At 72.8% G+C, this 18,008-nt stretch carries 21 protein-coding genes; 10 read left to right on the forward strand and 11 right to left on the reverse strand.

The features are described from left to right. Positions 1–80: 80 nt before the first annotated feature. The 3 genes from KBX50_RS07475 (at position 81) to KBX50_RS07485 (ending at position 2,012) form a co-directional block, all read left to right on the forward strand. A complete protein-coding gene (locus KBX50_RS07475; RefSeq protein WP_210935802.1) occupies positions 81–680 on the forward strand; it encodes a hemerythrin domain-containing protein in 600 nt (199 codons plus the stop codon). Between the two features lie 77 nt (positions 681–757). Beyond that, on the forward strand, positions 758–1,756 hold the full coding sequence (locus tag KBX50_RS07480) for a LysR family transcriptional regulator (RefSeq protein ID WP_210935804.1): 999 nt from the start codon (positions 758–760) through the stop codon (positions 1,754–1,756). A gap of 19 nt (positions 1,757–1,775) precedes the next feature. Then, on the forward strand, positions 1,776–2,012 hold the full coding sequence (locus KBX50_RS07485) for a hypothetical protein (protein WP_093402790.1): 237 nt from the start codon (positions 1,776–1,778) through the stop codon (positions 2,010–2,012). Between the two features lie 5 nt (positions 2,013–2,017). On the opposite strand, the gene KBX50_RS07490 is transcribed toward KBX50_RS07485, so the two are convergent. The 4 genes from KBX50_RS07490 to KBX50_RS07505 all read right to left on the reverse strand — a co-directional run bounded on the left by KBX50_RS07490 (position 2,018) and on the right by KBX50_RS07505 (position 5,530). Then, a complete protein-coding gene (locus tag KBX50_RS07490) occupies positions 2,018–2,209 on the reverse strand; it encodes a hypothetical protein (protein WP_210823542.1) in 192 nt (63 codons plus the stop codon). 239 nt (positions 2,210–2,448) lie between these two features. After that, complete coding sequence (locus tag KBX50_RS07495; RefSeq protein ID WP_210935806.1) at positions 2,449–2,799, reverse strand: DUF3140 domain-containing protein; 351 nt, start codon at positions 2,797–2,799, stop codon at positions 2,449–2,451. After that, positions 2,799–2,963 (reverse strand): hypothetical protein, encoded by a 165-nt coding sequence (locus KBX50_RS07500; protein ID WP_166458402.1) that lies wholly within the window; start codon positions 2,961–2,963, stop codon positions 2,799–2,801. Before KBX50_RS07500 ends, KBX50_RS07495 begins: the two co-directional genes overlap by 1 nt. A 14-nt stretch (positions 2,964–2,977) precedes the next feature. Then, complete coding sequence (locus tag KBX50_RS07505; RefSeq protein WP_210935808.1) at positions 2,978–5,530, reverse strand: ATP-dependent Clp protease ATP-binding subunit; 2,553 nt, start codon at positions 5,528–5,530, stop codon at positions 2,978–2,980. Between the two features lie 114 nt (positions 5,531–5,644). On the opposite strand from KBX50_RS07505, the gene KBX50_RS07510 reads away from it, so the two are divergent. The 5 genes from KBX50_RS07510 to KBX50_RS07530 all read left to right on the forward strand — a co-directional run bounded on the left by KBX50_RS07510 (position 5,645) and on the right by KBX50_RS07530 (position 10,707). Further along, the gene (locus KBX50_RS07510; RefSeq protein ID WP_210935810.1) at positions 5,645–6,034 is read left to right on the forward strand and encodes a hypothetical protein; all 390 of its coding nucleotides are present in this window, start codon (positions 5,645–5,647) and stop codon (positions 6,032–6,034) included. A gap of 147 nt (positions 6,035–6,181) precedes the next feature. Beyond that, entirely contained in the window at positions 6,182–6,442 is a 261-nt protein-coding gene (locus KBX50_RS07515; protein WP_092379879.1) for a hypothetical protein, read from the forward strand. 8 nt (positions 6,443–6,450) lie between these two features. After that, entirely contained in the window at positions 6,451–7,380 is a 930-nt protein-coding gene (locus tag KBX50_RS07520) for a hypothetical protein (RefSeq protein ID WP_307870876.1), read from the forward strand. Next, positions 7,373–10,042: an FtsK/SpoIIIE domain-containing protein gene (locus tag KBX50_RS07525; RefSeq protein ID WP_210935812.1), complete on the forward strand. Its 2,670-nt coding sequence runs from the start codon at positions 7,373–7,375 to the stop codon at positions 10,040–10,042. The genes KBX50_RS07520 and KBX50_RS07525 overlap by 8 nt, the downstream gene beginning before the upstream one ends. Then, positions 10,039–10,707, forward strand: coding sequence for a hypothetical protein (locus KBX50_RS07530; RefSeq protein WP_210935814.1), 669 nt, complete (start codon positions 10,039–10,041; stop codon positions 10,705–10,707). The genes KBX50_RS07525 and KBX50_RS07530 overlap by 4 nt, the downstream gene beginning before the upstream one ends. 92 nt (positions 10,708–10,799) lie before the next feature. Here the strand turns inward: KBX50_RS07530 and KBX50_RS07535 are convergent, their stop codons facing one another. Then, positions 10,800–12,113 carry a cupin domain-containing protein gene (locus KBX50_RS07535; protein ID WP_210935816.1) on the reverse strand — a complete coding sequence of 438 codons (1,314 nt, stop codon included), beginning with the start codon at positions 12,111–12,113 and terminating at the stop codon, positions 10,800–10,802. A gap of 9 nt (positions 12,114–12,122) precedes the next feature. Then, positions 12,123–12,365, reverse strand: coding sequence for a hypothetical protein (locus KBX50_RS07540; RefSeq protein WP_093402782.1), 243 nt, complete (start codon positions 12,363–12,365; stop codon positions 12,123–12,125). 201 nt (positions 12,366–12,566) lie between these two features. Here KBX50_RS07540 and KBX50_RS07545 point away from each other — a divergent pair, with 201 nt between their 5' ends. Beyond that, positions 12,567–13,304, forward strand: a complete 738-nt coding sequence (locus tag KBX50_RS07545) for a PIG-L deacetylase family protein (RefSeq protein ID WP_247673292.1) — start codon at positions 12,567–12,569, stop codon at positions 13,302–13,304. A 78-nt stretch (positions 13,305–13,382) separates the two neighbouring features. Here the strand turns inward: KBX50_RS07545 and KBX50_RS07550 are convergent, their stop codons facing one another. From KBX50_RS07550 to KBX50_RS07570, 5 genes are all read right to left on the reverse strand, one after another. Then, entirely contained in the window at positions 13,383–13,811 is a 429-nt protein-coding gene (locus KBX50_RS07550; protein ID WP_210935818.1) for a DUF2267 domain-containing protein, read from the reverse strand. A 666-nt stretch (positions 13,812–14,477) separates the two neighbouring features. Further along, on the reverse strand, positions 14,478–15,353 hold the full coding sequence (locus KBX50_RS07555) for a DUF72 domain-containing protein (RefSeq protein WP_210935819.1): 876 nt from the start codon (positions 15,351–15,353) through the stop codon (positions 14,478–14,480). Between the two features lie 45 nt (positions 15,354–15,398). Beyond that, positions 15,399–15,797: a TraR/DksA C4-type zinc finger protein gene (locus tag KBX50_RS07560; protein ID WP_210935820.1), complete on the reverse strand. Its 399-nt coding sequence runs from the start codon at positions 15,795–15,797 to the stop codon at positions 15,399–15,401. Between the two features lie 121 nt (positions 15,798–15,918). Continuing rightward, positions 15,919–16,560, reverse strand: coding sequence for a uridine kinase (locus KBX50_RS07565; RefSeq protein WP_210935821.1), 642 nt, complete (start codon positions 16,558–16,560; stop codon positions 15,919–15,921). Positions 16,561–16,614: 54 nt separating this feature from the next. Beyond that, complete coding sequence (locus tag KBX50_RS07570) at positions 16,615–17,226, reverse strand: winged helix-turn-helix domain-containing protein (protein ID WP_210935822.1); 612 nt, start codon at positions 17,224–17,226, stop codon at positions 16,615–16,617. Positions 17,227–17,613: 387 nt separating this feature from the next. Here KBX50_RS07570 and KBX50_RS07575 point away from each other — a divergent pair, with 387 nt between their 5' ends. Further along, a complete protein-coding gene (locus tag KBX50_RS07575) occupies positions 17,614–18,006 on the forward strand; it encodes an ankyrin repeat domain-containing protein (RefSeq protein WP_210935823.1) in 393 nt (130 codons plus the stop codon). Positions 18,007–18,008: the final 2 nt, after the last annotated feature.

Consider the following 18,008-nt stretch of genomic DNA (forward strand, 5'->3'; position numbering starts at 1 on the left):
GCGGCTGCGGGTACTGCCGCGCCTGCCCGATGCCCGTCGAAGCCACCTCGTCGCTCCGCCCGCCCGCCCAGGAGGCGACCATGTCCGTCCATCTGCCGCCGCTGCCACCCACCCCCGGGGACGCCTACCAGCCGCCCGGGCGCAGCATCGCCGACCTGGTCGCCGAGGAGCACCGGCAGCTGCTGCAGTTGACCCGGCGGCTGATCGAGCCCGGGCCGGACCCGGAGCACGGCCGCGACGTCCTGGTCGCCGCCCTGTCGCGGCATCTCTCCGGGGAGGAGCAGTACCTGCTGCCCGCCGTCCGGCATGCCGTCGAGGGCGCGAACCCGCTTGTCGACGAGGTGTTGACCGGCGACGTCGAGCTGCTGCGGGCCCTGCGGGAGCTGACCGACGACGCCCTGCCCGACATCGCCGCCCGGGTCGAGGCGCACGCCCGTGCGGTCGACCCGCTGATGCAGCGGCTGTGCGCCTCCGCCACCGAGGAGGAGCTGATCCGGCTCGGCAACCGGTTGGAGATCGCCGAGGAGGCGGCACCGACCCGACCGCATCCGGCGGTGCCGCACAACCCGCCGTGGAACCGGATCGTGGAGCCGGCGGTCGGGGTGGTCGACAAGGTTCGAGACGTCCTCGCGGGTCGGCACACCCAGTTGGGTGAGCTGACCGAGCCGCCACCTCGGTGAGAGACCCACGCCACGTTCATGGTCGTTGATCCGTCCAGGCACTACCGCCGGCTGCGCCGTGGCCCTACCGTCACGCTATGAACCTGGAGTTGCGCCACCTGCGGGTGGTCTGCGCCATCGCGGAGACAGGGAGCGTGACCAAGGCGGCCTCGACGCTCGGCCTGGCCCAGCCGGCGCTGACCGCCCAGCTCCAGCGGATCGAACGCACCCTCGGTGGGCCGCTGTTCGAACGGGACCGGCGCGGTGCGCGGCCCACCGCCCTCGGCGAGCTGGTGCTCGCCCGGGCCCGGGTGCTGCTGCCGGCGATGAAGGGCCTGCAGGACGAGGCGGCCCGACTGGCCGGCGCGGGCGACGCCCCCCGCCGGTACCGGTTCGGCGGAGTGAACAGCCCGATCCTGGGTCGGCTGGTGCACCGGCTGGCCGCCGAGCAACCGCAGGCGCAGATCAGCACGCATGCCTCCTGGTCGGTCGACGAGCTGGCCCAGCTGGTCGCCGGCGGACGGCTGGACTACGCGCTGACCGGGGTCTGCGGTGACTCGACACCGTCGGCGGACTACGGGCTGAGCTGGCGAGAGGTGGCGGTCGACCCGGTCATGGTGCTGCTGCCGGAGACCCACCCGCTGGCCGGGCGCGACGAGGTGAACCTGGCCGACCTGCGGCACGAGCAGTGGGTGGCGGCCCCGGGGGACGGCTGCTTCGGCGACTGCTTCGCCGCCGCCTGCGCCCGCGCCGGGTTCACCCCCCGCAAGGTGTACGAGGCCGACGTGCGCAGCTGCATCGATCTGGTCGACGCCGGCGAGGCGGTGGCGTTGTGTCAGGCCACGTTCCGGCCAGTCGCCGGTCTGGTGACCCGCCGGCTGGTCGAAGCGCCGCTGAGGTGGAGGCTGATGCTGGGCTGGCACCCGGAGTCCGCCGCCGCCCGCACCGCCGACCTGGTGCTGGAGACCGCCCTGGTCGCGTACACCGATGCCCTCGCGCCGCATCCGGCGTACCTGGCCTGGCTGCTGCGGAACCCGGCGTTCGGCGTCCGGCGGCCGGCGCCGGTGGTGTCAGCGCATCGGGTGCGAACCGGCTGAGCGCGGGTAAGGGGCGGGTATGACCGACCTCTATCCCGCCGCCGACGACCGCGAACTGCTTCGTCGGGCCGCCGCTGCGCACACCGCCGCCGTCCGCGAGTGCGAGGCGTTCCTGCGCCGGTTGCCGGAGGTGCCCGACCCGGCCGACCTGGCCGAGTACGCCAACCTGCTCACCCGCGAGGAGCAGACCCGCGCCGACCGGCAGGCCGCCGCCGACGCCGCCGGGCTGGCCATTGCCAGCCTCGAAGCCGAGTGAGCCCGTCAGTCTCTGTCACGCTTGCGGCGGGTGAGCGAGTAGGCGGTCGCGCCGGCAAGCAGGCCGGCCACCGCGCCGAGCAGCGCGGTGCCGACGGCCGAGTCGATCGCCTCGTAGTCGCTCGCGGACCAGCCCCAGAGCCAGCCGGCGGCCGCGCCCGCGACCAGCCCGATCAACGGCCAGCCCGCTGATCTCATGGGTTCACGCCCGTCGCTGGTCGGCGCGACGTCGGCTGCCGGTCAACAGCAGGAAGGCCACGCCGACGAGCATAACCGCCGTATCTAGGAAACTCACTGTAAGAGCGACCGGTCGCTCTAAGTCAACCCCAGCCGAGTTCGGCGGGTTGGGGAAAGCCGGTGTGCCAGACGAGGAGCCCGAGCGGACGTGCGGGTGTCTCCGGCGCGGTGCGGCGGCGCCGGGGACACCCGTGGCGGGGTCAGCGTTCGACGAGCACGTCGTGGCCCAGGTCGAGCAGGTTGTGCCGCCATTCGTCGTCGGCGTTGCCCCGGCCCGGCTTGGCGGCGGTCAGCGAGCGGATCCGCTCGACGGCGTCCCGCATCACGTCGATGTCCTCCGGGGTCAGGTCGACCTTGCGTTTGCGCAGCACGGCGAGGATCTGCCGGCCCGGCTCCGGCAGGTTCAGGTCCGGGTCGGGGCCGAACGCGCTCTCGCCGGAGCCGCGGGTCAGCAGCCACTGTCGCAGCTGCTCGGACGGCACGTTGACCTCGGCGTGGAAGTCCTCCCAGAGCACTTCCACCTCTGGGTCGAGTCGCTGTTCGCGTACCATCAGCCCTCCTCTGCCGGCGGCGACCCGGACTCCTCCGGGTGCCCCTCGTCGGTCTGCCCGCCCAGCCCCTCCGGCGGCACCTGCACCCGGGCGGGGTTGGCCGTCGGTGGTGCCAGGATCGCCTCGGTCCGCTCGTCTTCGCGGGCCTCGTCCGGTTCGGTCATCAGTGCCCTTCCGGTCAGCGGGGATGCGAGGTCGCCGCCCTGGCATGACCCCGGCCGGCCGCCACGTCGAAGGCCAGCCGGTCGTCCCGGGCGTCGACGGTGACCCGCTGACCGGGTGAGATCTGCTGCTCCAGCAGCATCCGGGACAGGTGGTTGTCGACCTCCCGCTGGATCACCCGGCGCAGTGGCCGGGCACCGAACTCCGGCTGGTAGCCGTGGTCGGCGAGCCAGTCGATGCCGGCGGTGGTGAAGTCCACCTCGATGTCCTGGGCGTGCAGCCGGCGACGCGTCTCCTCCAGCAGCAGTTCGGTGATCTGGCGCAACTGCTCGGCCTCCAGCCGACGGAAGATGATCACCTCGTCGATCCGGTTGAGGAACTCGGGGCGGAAGTTCTCCTGCAACCGACGCATCAGCCGCTCCCGCAGCTCGTCGCTCTCCTGCCCCGGCTCGCCGGCGCCGAAGCCGACCGCGCGCTGAGTGCCGGTGATGAGCTCGGAGCCGAGGTTGCTCGTCATGATGAGTACCGTGTTCTTGAAGTTGACGGTGCGGCCCTGGCTGTCGGTCAGTCGCCCGTCGTCGAGCACCTGCAACAACACGTTGAACACGTCCTGGTGGGCCTTCTCGATCTCGTCGAGCAGCACCACCGCGTACGGGCGGCGACGGACCGCCTCGGTGAGCTGGCCGGCCTCCTCGTACCCGACGTAGCCGGGCGGAGCACCGACCAGTCGACTGACCGTGTGCCGTTCCTGGAACTCGCTCATGTCGACCCGGACCATCCGGTCCGCCTCACCGAACAGCGCCTCGGCCAACGCCCGCGCCAGTTCGGTCTTGCCGACGCCGGTGGGGCCGAGGAACAGGAAGCTGCCCATCGGCCGGTTCGGGTCGGCCAGGCCGGTACGGGAGCGACGGACCGCCTCGGCGACCGCGGTGACGGCGTCGTCCTGCCCGACGACCTTCTCGTGGAGCTGGCCCTCCAGCCGCAGCAGCCGGTCCCGTTCCTCCTCGGTGAGCTGGCTGGCCGGGATGCCGGTGGCCCGGGACACCACCTCGGCGATCTCCTCAGGTCCCACCTCCGGCACGTGGCTGCCGTTGCCACTGCCATCGTCGCCCCGGGCCCGGTGCACCTGGCCCTCCAACTCGGCGACCCGGTCGCGCAGGGCGGAGGCACGTTCGTACTGCTCGTCGGCGACCGCCTGCTCCTTGTCCCGCCGTACCTCCTCCAGCTGCTGTTCCAGGTCGCGCACGTCGGCGTCCGGGGTCCGGGTGCGCAGCCGGACCCGGGCGCCGGCCTGGTCGATCAGGTCGATGGCCTTGTCGGGGAGGAAACGGTCGGTGATGTAGCGGTCGGACAGTTCCGCGGCGGTCACCAACGCCTCGTCGGTGAACCGCACCTGGTGATGTGCCTCGTAGCGGTCCCGCAGCCCACGCAGGATGGCCACGGTGTCCTCGACGGTGGGTTCGGGTACGAACACCGGCTGGAAACGCCGGGCCAACGCGGCGTCCTTCTCGATGCTGCGCCGGTACTCGTCGAGGGTCGTCGCGCCGATCACCCGTAGTTCGCCGCGAGCCAGCGCCGGCTTGAGCATGTTGGAGGCGTCCATGCCGCCCTCGCTGCCCGCGCCGCCCGCACCGACCAGGGTGTGGATCTCGTCCAGGAAGATGATCAGCTCCTCCCGGTGGGCCCGGATCTCGTCGATCACCTTCTTCAGCCGCTCCTCGAAGTCGCCCCGGTACCGAGTGCCGGCGACCAGGCCGGCCAGGTCGAGCTGGATCACGCGCTTGCCGAGCAGTGTCTGCGGCACGTCGCCGTCGCAGATCCGCTCCGCCAGTCCCTCCACGATCGCCGTCTTGCCGACGCCGGCCTCGCCGATCAGCACCGGGTTGTTCTTGGTACGCCGGGACAGGATCTCCACCGCCTGCTCGATCTCGTCGGCGCGCCCGATCACCGGGTCGATCTGGTCGTTGCGGGCCAGGTCGGTGAGGTCCTGGCCGTACTGGTCGAGCGTCGGTGTGCCCCGGTCCGGCCGGGGGCCGTTCGCCGGACCCCGTTCGGCGTTCGCAGCCTGCAACGACTCCGGCTGGATCCGGCCGGCGGCGAGCATCCGGCCGGCGGGCGACTCGGGGTTCAACGGCAGGGCCATCAGGATGTGTTCGGGCCCGATGTAGTTGGCGCCCATCGCCCGGGACAACTGGTGCGCGTCGAGCAGGGCCCGCTTGGCCGCCGGGGTCAGTGACAGGTTCGGCGGCACCTCGCCGTGCGGGGCGCCGTCGCCGCGTCCGCCCAGGGCGTTGACCAGGGTGTCCGGGTCCGCGCCCGCCCGCCGGACCAGGTCGCGCAGCGGCTCACGCTGCAACGCCGCCCAGAGCAGGTGGTCGGTGTCCAGGTCGTTGCTCTGCTTCTGCGCGGCTCGACGCGCCGCGTCGGCCAGCATCTCCCGCGCGTCCGCGGTCATCAGTCGGGTGATGTCGACCCGATGCGCCGGGCGTCGCCCGCCCTCGCCCCGACCGAAGTACCGCGCCAGGAACTCGTCCCACGGGTCGGAGCCGAAGTCACCGGGTCCAATCATGTCTGTCCTCCGCGGTCGGGCGAGACGGTCGGCACGGGCTACCCCGGCGCCGGCCGGACAAACGCCACGAAGGGCCAACCAGCCGTTGCCGCCGCCGGATGGCAGGCTGAACGGATGGAACCGACACCGCTGCTGATCGTGGACGCGGCCAACGTGGTCGGCTCGCGCCCGAACGGCTGGTGGCGCGACCGGGCCGGCGCCACCGCCCGACTACGCGACACGCTCGTCCCGCTGGGTGAGCGTGGTCTGCCGCCGGAACTGCCGCCCCCGGTCGAGGTGGTGCTGGTGGTGGAGGGGGCGGCCCGGGACGTGCCGGGCGTCGAGGGAGTACGCGTGGTGTCCGCCGCCGGTTCCGGCGACGATGCCGTGGTCGACCTGGTGGCCGGCGCCGGGCAGCGGCGACGGGTGGTGGTGACGGCCGACCGCGAGCTGCGGCAGCGGGTCACCGCGTACGGCGCGGAGGTGCGGGGACCACGGTGGCTGACCGGTGGTGGCGGTGGGTGAGCGCCCGCCCACCGGTCCCACGAATCGGACCCGGGGCGTCTTTGGTCGACAACCGGTCAGCGGGGCAGGAACACTGACAGGGCAGTTGTTCTGTCCCCTACCGGCATAGGCTCTAATGGAGTCCTCCCCGCCCCCAGGAGGTTCCGCGTGGCGAGCGTCGCCGAGCTCAAGGCAGCCATCGATGTCGCACTTCAGCAGATCGGTGACGGTCAGAGCGCCGTGCAGGCCGCCGGCGAGAAACTGGCCGAGGCGCAGCAGACCCTCGCCGGGGCGCTGGAGGGCAGCGGTCACACCACGGTGGAGGCGGCGCAGGCGTCGCTGACCCAGGCCAGCCAGGAGCTGGAGGAGTGCCTCGCCGCGACACTCGTCGCGGTCGAGCAGGCCCAGCAGTACGTCTCGACGCTGTAGGGGCGGGCGTGTCCATCGTCGAGGAGGTCGGCGCGCAGGTCCGCGCCGCCGCCGAGGAGTTGCCGCTGGGTCTGCTCGGGCAGGCGCTGGAGAAATTCGGCCTGGCCAGTGAGCGGCTGCGCTGGGTGCGTCAGGAGTCGGCCAACCCGATGGGGGTACCGGAGCTGTCCGCCGCCACCGAGCACGCGGAAACCGCCGGCTACGCGTTGCGGCTGGCCCAGGAGCAGCTGACCGCGTACCTCGCCGCGATCGGGCTGGCCCCCGACGGCGCGCCACCCACCCCGGGGCAGCCCGAACGGCGGCCGGTGCACGACGCGCCCGGGTCCGCCGATTCGGTGGTCGCCGCGCCCGAACCAGCCGGCGAGGTGCGGCTGCGTCGCTGGTGGTCGGTGCGGGTGGCCGAGCTGACCGGCGGGCGGGAGGGTCCGGCGGAACAGCCTGACGAACGCATCGCCGACTCCCGGGAGCTGCTGAACCGCGTGGTACGCGGTGTCCGGGCCGGTGATCGCGACGGGCTGCACCGCGATCTACGCGGGGCGCACGCCGACGTCGGTCTGGGGCTGGCCGCCGTGGCCCCGCCGCTGCTGCGCGACCTCGCCAGCGAACTGCTCGGTCATCCGCCGCGCGGCGACGACCTCGCCCGGCTGCACCGCGAACTGGACGGTCGGGTCCGCGACCTACTCCCCGGCCTGCCAGCCCCGGTGCTGGACACCCTGCTCAGCCGGGTCTGCCGGATGCCTCCGCCACGTCGGGAGGAGGGCGAGCAGCCGCACGCCGCCGACCCGGCGGTCACCGCCGGGGTGCTCACCGGCGTCCTGCTCGACCGTCTCGGCCGCGACCTGCCACCCGAGCCCGGTGGCGGCGACCGGCCCGCCAACGGCCGGCCCACCTCCCACGACAAGCCAGTCAGCCGGCCGAGGCGCGGGATCGATGGCTGACCGGCGCAATCAGCTGGTCACCCGCGTCCGGGAACTGCTCGCCGAGGCACTCGGCGCGTCCCGGCAACGGTCGGCCACGGCACAGATCACGCTCTCGGCCGCCCACGATCGGGCGGTGCGGGTGCGTCGGGCCGCCGCCGTCGTGCCGGAGCGCGTCGGCGCCGAACGCGACCGCCGCCTCGCCGAGATCGACTCCCGGCACGCGGCACGGTTGGCGGTGCTGGCCCGGGAGGCGGCCGAGGCCGCAGCGCGGGAAGCACCCGGCGCGGGTTCGGCGGACTGGCCGGGATGGCGTCCCACTCCGGCCGAGCGAGCCGAACCACCAGGCGCGACCCGGATCGGCACCGTCCGGCTGGCCGGCACCGAGCCGGTACCGGCACTGGTACCGCTGCTCGATTCCGGGCACGTGACGCTGGACGGGGACGCCGACGGCTGCGCCGCCGTGGTCGCCGCGCTGCTGCTGCGCAGCCTGGGCCGGGCGGCACCGGGCAGCGTACGGCTGGTCGGCTACGACCCGGACCGGCTCGGCGGCGGGCTGGCCGGGTTCGCTCCGCTGGGTCCGGCGGGGCTGCTCACCTTCGTCGGCCCGGGTGGTCTGGGTCGGCTCCTGGACGACCTGGTGGAACAGATCCGCCGGATCAACGAGACCGTCCTGGCCGGCGAGCACGCGTCGCTGCGCGATCTGGCCGCCGCGACGGGACGCCGGCCGGAGCCGTGGCGGGTCGCGGTGCTGCTCGGCGGTGACGAACTGTCCCGGCACGAGCGCGGCCAACTCGACCGGGTGGTCCGTGCCGGCGCGGCCTGCGGGGTCCACCTGATCGTGCGGGGTGTGCCGGTGCCCGACCAACAAGCGGTGACCCGGGTGACGGTGACCGCCGACGGCGCCCGGATCGGCAGCCTGCCGGTCCGGCTCGACCCGCCCCCGCCGGCTTCCCTGGTCACCGAGACCTGCCGGGACATCGCCTCCGTGGTCAGCGCCGGCCCGGCGCCCACCCCGTTCACCGACCTGCTGCCACCGGCCGACCAGATGTGGCGGGACGATTCGGCGACCGGGCTGACCGCGCCGATCGGTGAGGGGCCGCAGGGCCGGCCGGTGCTGCTCACCCTCGGCGACTATCCACCGCACGCGTTGATCGGCGGCCCCTCGGGCACCGGCAAGACAAACCTGATCTTCGCCTGGATCGGGGCACTCGCGGCCCGCTACTCCCCCGCCGAGTTGGAGTTCTACCTGCTGGACTTCAAGGAGGGGGTGTCCTTCGCCCGGTTCGCCCAGGGCCGTCGCGACCCGAGCTGGCTGCCGCACATGCGGCTGGTCGGCATCAACGTCAACACCGACCGGGAGTTCGGCCTGGCGCTGCTGCGCTTCCTGGCCGAAGAGTTGCGCCGGCGCGCGGACGCGGCCAAGAAACACGAGGTCACCAAGCTGGCCGAGCTGCGCGCGGTGGACCCGACCGGACACTGGCCGCGCATCGTCGCGGTGGTCGACGAGTTCCAGATGCTGCTGGCCGGCCGGGACGCGGTCGCCCGGGAGGCGGCCGACCTGCTGGAGGACCTGGCCCGCCGGGGCCGCTCCCAGGGCATCCACCTGGTGCTGGCCTCGCAGGACGTACGCGGCATCGAGGCGCTGTGGGGTCGACCCGCGCTGGTGGCCCAGTTCACCCTGCGGATCGCGCTGCCGAAGGCGCTGCGCATCCTCGCCGAACGCAACGACGCCGCCCAGTCGCTGCCGAAGTTCCACGCCGTGGTCAACGCCGAGTCGGGCCTGTCCGAGGGAAACCAGGTGGCCCGGATCCCGTCGGCCAGCGACTGGGAGACGTGGAGCGACCTGCAGCACCGGCTGTGGCGGATGCGTCCGGCGGAGGCGTCGCCCGCCCGTCTCTTCGACGGCGACGCCGTCCCTCGGCTGGCCGACGCGCCGGACTTCCGGGCGCTGCGGGCACCGGAGGTCGGTACGCCCCGGGGACCGGTCGCGCTGCTCGGCGAGATCATCGACGTGCAGGCCCGGTCGGCGGTGCTGCGCCTACCCCGGGCACCGGGCCGCAACCTGGCCGTGCTGGGTACCCGGGTCGACGAGGCGTGCGCGGTGCTGGACTCGGCGGCCCGATCGCTGGCCCGGCAACACCGCCCCGGCAGCGCCCGCTTCTCGATCGCCTGCCTGGATCCGGACGCCGACCCGGCGGCCCGGGCCCTGTACGAGGATCTCGCCGACGACGCCGCCTGGTACGACGAGGAGACCGTGGCCGAGCTGATGGCCGAGACCGCCGACGCCCTGGATGCGCCCGGCGCCACCGGAGCACCCCACTATCTGCTGCTGTTCGCCGTCGACGCGGCGGCCGGGACGCTCGCCGCCCGCACCGGCCGGGCCAGCGGGCTGGAAAGCCTGCGCCGGATCATGCACGACGGCCCCGAGCGGCGTACGCACGTGCTGGCCTGGTGGCGTGGGGTGGCCCGGATGCGCGCCGACCTGGGGGGCACCGGTGCCCGCACCGATCAGATCGGTGCCTGGGTGGCGCTGGACACCCACGGCGGAGAGCTGGGCCCGTCGTTGTACCCGGGCAGTGGCGGACCGGACTGGTACCCCCGCCCGTGGCGTGGGCTCTTCTTCGACCGGGCGGTGCACCGGACGGGGCAGACCATCATCCCCTACGGGCCGGCCCGATGAACGAACCGGTCACCAGCCAGACGTACACCGCCCAGCTGCGCCGGCTCGCCGAGCTGGCCGCCCGGGTGCGCGAGCAGCGCGACGAGGCGCGGAACTGGTACGACCAGCAGTGCGCGGCGGCCGACCGAGCGGTGGCCGAGTCCGCCGACGAGGTGTACCAGGCCGAGCGGGAGCTGGCCGCCGCGCGCGAGGCGCAGGAACAGGTGGACGCCGAGGTGGCGGTGCTGTGGCAGGAGCTGAACAGCCGGCTGGGCGGTGGCGGTCGGCGGGCCGGGGCGCCGCCGGCGCCTGCGCCGGAGGCGACCGGCGACCCGGTCGCGCTGCTGGACGCCGTACGCGATCTGCTGCGCCGTACCCGTCAGCCCGGCGAGCTACCGGGCAACGTCAATCCGCTGTTGGCGTTGTGTGGTGTCGGCGGTGCGGTGCTGGCGTACGCGCTGGGGGCCGTCGCCCGCGCCCTGGGTGTCCGCAACGACGGTGACCTGGCCGTCGGCCTGCCGGTGCTGGCCTTGGTGGTGACGCTGCTCGGCCCGGTGCTGGGCCTGATCCCGGCGCGTCTGATCGCCGACCGCCGCCACGCCGTGCTGAGCCCCCGCCCCGTACTCATCGTCGTCATCGCCGGCCTCACCGTCACTCTTCTCCTCCTAGCCCTGCCCCTTCCCTGACCGCCCTTCCCCCCTCCTTGACCAAGAAGTTCGCGTCGGGGTTTCCGGCGAGACCGACGCGAACTTCTTGATCGCCGTGGGCGGCGGGACGATCAGGCGGGGGTGAGGGCGGCCTCGCGGAGGAGGCGGCGGGTGAGGGTGAGGCGGTCGGCGTCGGTGTCCAGGCCGGGGAGGTCGCCGACGCGGATCGCCGGGCCGGCGAGCAGCGCCCGTACCCCGGGTCCGCACTGCGCGGGCAGGGTGACCGTACGGTCGAACAGGCGCAACGCCACCCGCTCGCCCTCGGTGACCAACTGCCAGTGCAGGCCCGCCCGGACGGTGACCCGGCTGTCGGCGGTGAGCGTGGTGATCGCGGCGGCCTGAGCCAACGGCCGGATCGGCGCCGGGCGCGACGCCGACCAGGCCCGTTGCCGCAGCCGGCCGGCCACAGCGGCCGGGTCGGCCCGCAGCAGCCACTCCCGCAGCGCCTCGACCGTCTCGGTCAACTCCGGTTCGATGGCGTCCGGATCGGCCACGTCGGCACCGAACGGCAGGGTCGCCCGCAGTCGCTGATCCTCGGCAGCCAGCGCGAGCAACTCCTCGACCAACGCGTACCGGGTCAACGCCCGGACACCGACGGTCAAGTGCAGCGAGCTGGATTCCTGCGCCTGGGCGCTGTGCAGCCAACCCCGGGGCAGGTAGAGCGCGTCACCCGGTTCCAGGACGACGTCCAGCGCGGCCGGCCCCTGTGCGGTCGCGGCGACCTCGTCGGCGCGACCGCCCCATGGTTGCCGCTCCAGCGGGTCGGGCAGCACCGGCGGATGGATCCGCCAGTGCTTGCGGCCGTCGACCTGAAGCACGAAGACGTCGTGAGTGTCGTAGTGGGTGGCGAAACCCTGGCTGTCCGCCGGGGTGAGGTAGGCATTGACCTGCAACGGCTGCCCCACGGCCAGGCTCAGGTCCCGGGTGAAGTCGATCAGCGCCGGCCAGGTGCGGTGCAGACCCTGCAGGACCAGGGTGGCGCCGTCGGCGTACAGCTGGAGGATCCTCTCGTCGAGGACCTGATCGCCGATCTCGGCGCCGGCGCCGCCGCCGCCGGTGTACCGCGCCGCCGGCAACACCTGGCCGTCCTTGGCCACCCGCAGGAAGGGGGTACGCAGGCCCCGCCGGCTGAGCAGTTCGTCGGCGTCGGCGGGGCTGAGCAGATCAGTGAAGCCGGCCGGGTTGGGCAGCTCGGCGGCGCGGGACAACAGCGGAGTGCGCCCCCAGTGCGCGGCGGCGAACTTCGCCGCTTCCACGCTGACGCAGCGGGCCAACGCGGCCGCGGCCGACGCCCGCTCGGCGGGCTCGTCGAGGCCGGACGGCGCGGCGGCCGGAGACGAAGCCGCCGGGCGGCCGTGGCCGCCCGGCGGGTCGAGATACGTCATGGCGATCCGTTACCGGGCTGCGCCGTCGGCGCCGCCGTCCTGCTGACCCGGGGTCGCACCGCCGTCGGCCGGACCCTCGGCGCTGCCGTCCGCGCCGCCGTCGTGCTGACCCGGAGTGGCACCGCCGTCGGCCGGACCCTCGGCGCTGCCGTCCGCGCCGCCGTCGTGCTGACCCGGAGTGGCACCGCCGTCGGCCGGACCCTCGGCCCCGCCGCCGCTGGTGGTCTGCATGTCATCGTCGTTGAGTGGCATCGTGCTCCCTCGGATTGACCCGCCCCCGCCGCCATTGGTCGGGTGCGTCCTGCCGCGGGTGGTACCCCGCTCCCGATCTTCTCTAACCACACACCTGGTCCCACCGTAATCGCCCGAACCGTCCGGCATGACCAGTTCGCCGCTGCGGGCGGGCCAGCGCCTCGGGTGGCAGGATTGCCGAACACACCGACGGAGGTGCTCATGGACGAACCACTGGAGCCGGTGACCGAGGACTGGCAGCGCGCCCTGGCGATCGTGGCCCATCCCGACGACCTGGAGTTCGGCGCCGCCGCCGCCATCGCCCGCTGGACCGGGCAGGGCAAGCAGATCGTCTACTGCCTGGTCACCAGCGGCGAGGCCGGCATTGACGGGATGCCGCCGCCGCGTGCCCGAGAGGTACGCGAGCAGGAGCAGCGGGAGTCGGCAGCCCTGGTGGGCGTGGACACGGTCGAGTTCCTGGGCCTGCCCGACGGGGTGCTGGAGTACGGCGTACCGCTGCGGCGGGAACTGGCCGCGGTGGTCCGTCGACATCGGCCGGACATCGTCATCACCAACAACTTCCGGGCCACCTGGGACGGCGCTGACGTGCTCAACCAGGCCGACCACATCGCGGTGGGGCGGGCCACCCTGGACGCGGTCCGCGACGCCGGCAACCGTTGGATCTTCCCGGAGCAGCTCATCGACGGCGTCGAGCCGTGGGGCCGCGTACGACAGGTGTGGGCGGCGTCGTCGCCGCGTGCCCGGCACGGCGTGGACACCACGGCCACGTTCGACCAGGGGGTCGCGTCGCTGCTGGCCCATGAGGCGTACCTGACCGGCCTGGGCGACGGCAGTTTCGACGCCGAGGAGTTCCTGGAGGGCGGCGCGCGGCCGGTCGGCGCCCGGCTGGGCGTACGCTACGGCACCTCCTTCGAGGTGTTCCACTTCGACCTCTGGTAGAGGCGGGGCGGCCGGCCCGGCGAACCGGGCGCGTCGACCCACCCCACGGCGGGCGGGGCGGGTCACGACGGGCCGGGGTCAGGGCATGATCCGGGCGAGGTCAGCGGGCATCGTGTCCTTGACGTCCTCCCACTCGCCCTGGGTGATGTGCCGACGCAGGGTGTCCAGCACCACCTGGACCACCCGCTCCGGGCCGCCGGCCACGTCGTACGGGAAGCCCTGGCGGACCTCGTAGAGGAAGTCGTCCCGGTTGAGCTTGATCGGCACGTTCTGCGGCTGCCAGCCGTCGAAGTAGATGCCCCGCACCACGACCGGCAGTTGAGCGGAGAACTCCACGCTCTCCTGCACCGCCATCCGGTCGCGCAGCAGGTGCAGCACGGTACGCAACGCGGCGTACGACTGGTTGCGCTGCTCCTTCGGCCATCCGTACGCCTGCTCGATGTCCTTCAGGATCAGGTTGGTCTTGTCCATCGAGGACTCGATCGCGGACTGGAACTGCTCAGCCATCTGTCCACCCCCGTAGGTCGGTTTCCCACCGTCGGTCGTCGTGACGTCGCGGCGGACCCACCGGGCCGCGCCGGTACCGGATTGGGCTGACGCGGCCGGCCCGGGCGACCCGTCGGGGCTGCTCGGACGCTCCGACGGTGCGCAGGACGCCGGTTCGCCGCCGATGCGGTACGACCCGAACGGTCATCGCGGTCACCTCCGTGGTGTCGCTTCCGCGCGGACGATCGCCGACGGCGCGTCGCCCGCTTGACCCCATGCTCGGTCGCGGCCAGGTGAGGTGCCCTCACCCCACCCGGGTGAGAATCGCTCGCCCACCCTCCGTAACAGCTTTTGTCGTCGCTACCTTCAACCCTCAGTGATCGCCTCGGCGTCATCCCCACTACCCTGTTCGGCCCCTTTGCTCTGCTTCACTCCACGCACCAACCCGCAAGCTGGTGAGATGCGCTGGGGCACCGATGAGCCCACCGGCCGGATCGACACGGAGAGTAGTTTGTTGCGCGGGGTGAAGCAGAGCAAAGGGAGCGGGGTGGGAGACCGGAAGGGCTCGGGCAGGTCTACGGATGGTGGCCACTGCTGCGCGTACGCAGCAGCCGGGCACTGCCGGGGCCGGGCCGCCGCGGTCGCCTGCTCGGCTCCGCACGGCCGCCGGGCACGACGGCGGGGACGTCAGCCGGTCTCGCCGAGCAGCGCCTGGAGTTGCTGGGCGTTGGTCTGGGCGTAGTCGCGGTAACAGTTGTTCATGAGTACGTGTGTCTGTTCGGTCTCGCCGGCCAGTTCGCGGAGCTTGGGCGCCCAGTCCTTGAGCTCCCGTTCGGAGTAGTGGTAGCCGAACTTCTCGTGGATGTCCTTGCTGGTCCACCTGTCGCTGTGCCCGTGGAAGCGCACCACCGCGAGGTCGGAGGTGGCGGCCAGCACCGGCGGGATCGACGAGCGGTGCCCTTGCGGCATGTCCACGCTGACGTATGCGAGCCGGTGCGCTCGCAGGAAGTCGAGGGTCTCGGTGGCGTTGTCGCCGTCGAACCAGGACGCGTGCCGAAACTCGAAGACCGGGCGCAGCGGCGCGCAGCGCCGCGTCACCTCCAGCAGGTACTGCTTGTTGTCACGCCGGATGATGAACCAGGGCGGGAACTGGAACAGCAGCGCGCCGAGCTTGCCCGCCTCGACCAGGGGATCGAGGGCGCTGAGGAAGCGCGTCCAGACCTCCTCGTACGCCTGCGGCGGCAGGTCGTCGGGGTAGAGATTGCGCTTGCTGGTCTCCGGTCGCAGATCCTTGTAGATCGCGCTGACCCGGGTGGGGTGACCGGTGAGCAGGCTGAACGCCTTCACATTGAAGGTGAAACCGGCCGGGGTCCGCTCGGCCCACAGCGTCGCCGTACGCTCCGCGGGCGGCGAGTAGTAGGTGGCGTCGACCTCGACGACCGGGAACTGGCGCGCGTAGTAGGCGAGCCGCTTCTCCGGGTTGTCCGCGGTCTGGGGGTACCAGCCGGAGTCCAGCAGGGTGCGGTCGGTCCAGGATGCGGTGCCCACCTTGATCTCGCCCATGGGTGGAGTCCACCGTGTCCCGGACCGACCGGCAACCGTTGCGGGTCAGGCCGCCCGACGCTCGCGCGTCTGCTTGCAGGCGACGCAGGTGGTGGCCGACGGGAAGATCTCCAGCCGTTCGACCGGGATCGGCGCCGTGCAGCCCTCGCAGAAGCCGTAGGTGCCCTCGGCGAGCCGCGCGAGGGCGTGTTCGTACTGGGCGCGACGGTCCAGGATGGTCCGCAGCAACGACTGTGCGGTGTCCCGCTCGGCGGTCTTGGTGCCGCTGTCGGCCTGGTCGTCGCCGGCGGTGTCGCCGACCTCGACGAGCCGCAGCACCTGGCTCTGCTGCACCGCCTGCTGGTACTCCTCGGTCAGCTCGTCGTGGCGGGCCTGCAGGGAGAGCCGGATCTGGTCGGTCTCCGCCTGGGATCGGCCGGTGCCGACCGTGTCGTGGACGAGCATCGCTGCCTGCCTTCCTGGGCCTTATGGTCTCCGCGGGCGGGTCGGTCCACACCCCGTCATACCGCCCAAGTCATCACACCCGGGCGCTGTGAGCCCCGCGTTTACCCTCGCTGTCGACGACTCAAACCGGTCCGTCGACGGATTCCACCAACGCCGGGCGACGCGGGTCGTCGACCCGGACCACCACGTCGGCGAAGCTGGCCGGATCGACCTCGGCGGTGTACCTGTCGAACGCGGGCAGGGTCCAGGCCAGGTCGGTGTCGGTGCGCCGACGCAGCGCGGCGGCCGACATCTCCAGATGTACGACGACGTCGAAGGCCAGCCCGCCGCCGAGCAGGAACGCGCCACTGACCAGCACCACCCCACCGGGTGGCAGGTCGACGTAGGCGGCCCGGCTGGCCCGGTCCGTCCGGGCGTCCCAGAGCGAGGGCAGCACCCGGCCGGGCCCGTCGGGCCCGGCCGGGTCCAGCACCTCCCGTCGCAGACCGGCCTCGTCCACCCAGCCCTCGTAGTACGAATCCGGGTTGGTCCGGCCCCGTTCCAGACGCAGCGAGGCGGGACGCAGGAAGTCCTCGGTCCGCACGTGCAGCACCGGGTGGCCGAGGGCGCGCAGTGGGTCGACCAGGGCGTCGGCCAGGTGGTCGGGGCGGGCGGCCGGTGCGCCGTCCACCGCGACCCGCAGCCGTCCGGCCGACATCGCGCCGGCCAGCCGCTCGGCCAACTCGCTCACCAGGAGCGGCGGTGAGATGGGACGTACGCGCATCCCACCATGGTGCCCGCTGGTCGAAGCGAGCCCGGGCCGGGCGGCGCGACGCAGTCAGCCGGCGCGGTCGAGGGTGACCCGGGCGTCGTCGGCCAGCCGGTAACCGACGCCGTAGACGGTGGTGACCAGCGGAACATCCACACCGACCTTGCCGCGCAGCCGGCGCACGTGCACGTCGACCGTGCGTACGCCCGCGTGCTCGTAACCCCAGACGGCGTTGAGCAGCTGGAGCCGGGTGAAGACCCGTCGGGGATTCGCGACCAGGTGCAGCAGCAGGTCGAACTCCAGCCGGGTCAGCGGCAACGGTTCGCCGTCGCGCAGCACCGACCGGGAGGACGCCAGGATGTGCAGGGCGGGAATGGCGGGCGCGAGCTGCCGCGACGGCGTACGACCTGCCGGCACGGTCTCGCTGCGGCGTTCCGGCACCACCGGACCGACGGTGGTGATGGTGCCCTCGCCCCGCTCCAGCATCTCCCGGGCCGCGTCGAGCAGCCGGCGCGCGGCCGGCGTCAGCGACTCCTCGCACGCCAGGGGGATGGACAGGGTGACCGTCAGGACTGGCGCGGCCGTGTTGGCGGGACGACGCTGGCCGCCGGGGGGTCGACCGGGCACCACGGGTTGGGACGTATGCCATCCGGCGCGCGACGAAGCGGGGCTGACCGACATGGTCCTCCTTGGCTGGTCCGGGTGTTCCCCACGGCCCCGGGACGCCGCTTTATCGATGTTTCCCGGCGCCCGTGCGAGGGTCAAGGGGCGGCTGCGTTGCATGAATGTGACAATTGACCGACACATCGGAGCCGTCCGCTCGCTCTGCGTACGAGGCCAGATGATTACAGCAGAGTCGCCAAGTTGACCTGATACGGGGGGTGGTCCACACCGTTCGCGGCCTTCGCGGCGGGATGTCCGTACCCGGCGTGACGTCGGCTGTTCGCGCTCCCACGCCACGGCTGTCACGCGAACGGGACAGCGGTGCCGGCCCCGAACGGTCGGGCAACGGCGAGCAGGTCGACTGGCGGTCGCGAGCGGTGCGACGGCGGCGACTAACCTGGACCGGTGAGCGACGAACTCGACGCCGAGACCCTGGAATTCGCCCACCGGATGTTCGACCTGGCGCGCGACGGTGCGACCACGGAGCTCGCCGGGTACGTCGACGCGGGGCTACCGGTCAACCTGACCAATCAGAAGGGTGACAGCCTGCTGATCCTGGCGGCGTATCACGCCCACCCGGAGACGGTGCGCGCGCTGCTCGACCGGGGAGCCGATCACTCCCGCGCCAACGACCGGGGACAGACGGCGCTGGCCGCGGCGGTGTTCCGCAGCAACGCCGAGGCGGTACGCGTGTTGCTCGACGCGGGCGCCGACCCCGACGGCGGCAATCCGTCCGCGGTGGCCACCGCCGAGTTCTTCGACCTGCCCGAGATGCTCACGCTCCTCCGCGCCGGCTAGCT

Source organism: Micromonospora sp. C51, from assembly GCF_018070435.1.
In the GTDB taxonomy this organism is placed as follows: domain Bacteria; phylum Actinomycetota; class Actinomycetes; order Mycobacteriales; family Micromonosporaceae; genus Micromonospora; species Micromonospora sediminimaris.

Excerpts from the sequence above, each read along its gene's own strand:
- KBX50_RS07475 (WP_210935802.1), top strand. The coding sequence starts at position 81 with ATGTCCGTCCATCTGCCGCCGCTGCCACCCACCCCCGGGGACGCCTAC.
- KBX50_RS07480 (WP_210935804.1), top strand. The coding sequence starts at position 758 with ATGAACCTGGAGTTGCGCCACCTGCGGGTGGTCTGCGCCATCGCGGAG.
- KBX50_RS07485 (WP_093402790.1), top strand. The coding sequence starts at position 1,776 with ATGACCGACCTCTATCCCGCCGCCGACGACCGCGAACTGCTTCGTCGG.
- KBX50_RS07490 (WP_210823542.1), bottom strand. The coding sequence starts at position 2,209 with ATGAGATCAGCGGGCTGGCCGTTGATCGGGCTGGTCGCGGGCGCGGCC.
- KBX50_RS07495 (WP_210935806.1), bottom strand. The coding sequence starts at position 2,799 with ATGGTACGCGAACAGCGACTCGACCCAGAGGTGGAAGTGCTCTGGGAG.
- KBX50_RS07500 (WP_166458402.1), bottom strand. The coding sequence starts at position 2,963 with ATGACCGAACCGGACGAGGCCCGCGAAGACGAGCGGACCGAGGCGATC.
- KBX50_RS07505 (WP_210935808.1), bottom strand. The coding sequence starts at position 5,530 with ATGATTGGACCCGGTGACTTCGGCTCCGACCCGTGGGACGAGTTCCTG.
- KBX50_RS07510 (WP_210935810.1), top strand. The coding sequence starts at position 5,645 with ATGGAACCGACACCGCTGCTGATCGTGGACGCGGCCAACGTGGTCGGC.
- KBX50_RS07525 (WP_210935812.1), top strand. The coding sequence starts at position 7,373 with ATGGCTGACCGGCGCAATCAGCTGGTCACCCGCGTCCGGGAACTGCTC.
- KBX50_RS07530 (WP_210935814.1), top strand. The coding sequence starts at position 10,039 with ATGAACGAACCGGTCACCAGCCAGACGTACACCGCCCAGCTGCGCCGG.
- KBX50_RS07535 (WP_210935816.1), bottom strand. The coding sequence starts at position 12,113 with ATGACGTATCTCGACCCGCCGGGCGGCCACGGCCGCCCGGCGGCTTCG.
- KBX50_RS07540 (WP_093402782.1), bottom strand. The coding sequence starts at position 12,365 with ATGCCACTCAACGACGATGACATGCAGACCACCAGCGGCGGCGGGGCC.
- KBX50_RS07545 (WP_247673292.1), top strand. The coding sequence starts at position 12,567 with ATGGACGAACCACTGGAGCCGGTGACCGAGGACTGGCAGCGCGCCCTG.
- KBX50_RS07550 (WP_210935818.1), bottom strand. The coding sequence starts at position 13,811 with ATGGCTGAGCAGTTCCAGTCCGCGATCGAGTCCTCGATGGACAAGACC.
- KBX50_RS07555 (WP_210935819.1), bottom strand. The coding sequence starts at position 15,353 with ATGGGCGAGATCAAGGTGGGCACCGCATCCTGGACCGACCGCACCCTG.
- KBX50_RS07560 (WP_210935820.1), bottom strand. The coding sequence starts at position 15,797 with ATGCTCGTCCACGACACGGTCGGCACCGGCCGATCCCAGGCGGAGACC.
- KBX50_RS07565 (WP_210935821.1), bottom strand. The coding sequence starts at position 16,560 with ATGCGCGTACGTCCCATCTCACCGCCGCTCCTGGTGAGCGAGTTGGCC.
- KBX50_RS07570 (WP_210935822.1), bottom strand. The coding sequence starts at position 17,226 with ATGTCGGTCAGCCCCGCTTCGTCGCGCGCCGGATGGCATACGTCCCAA.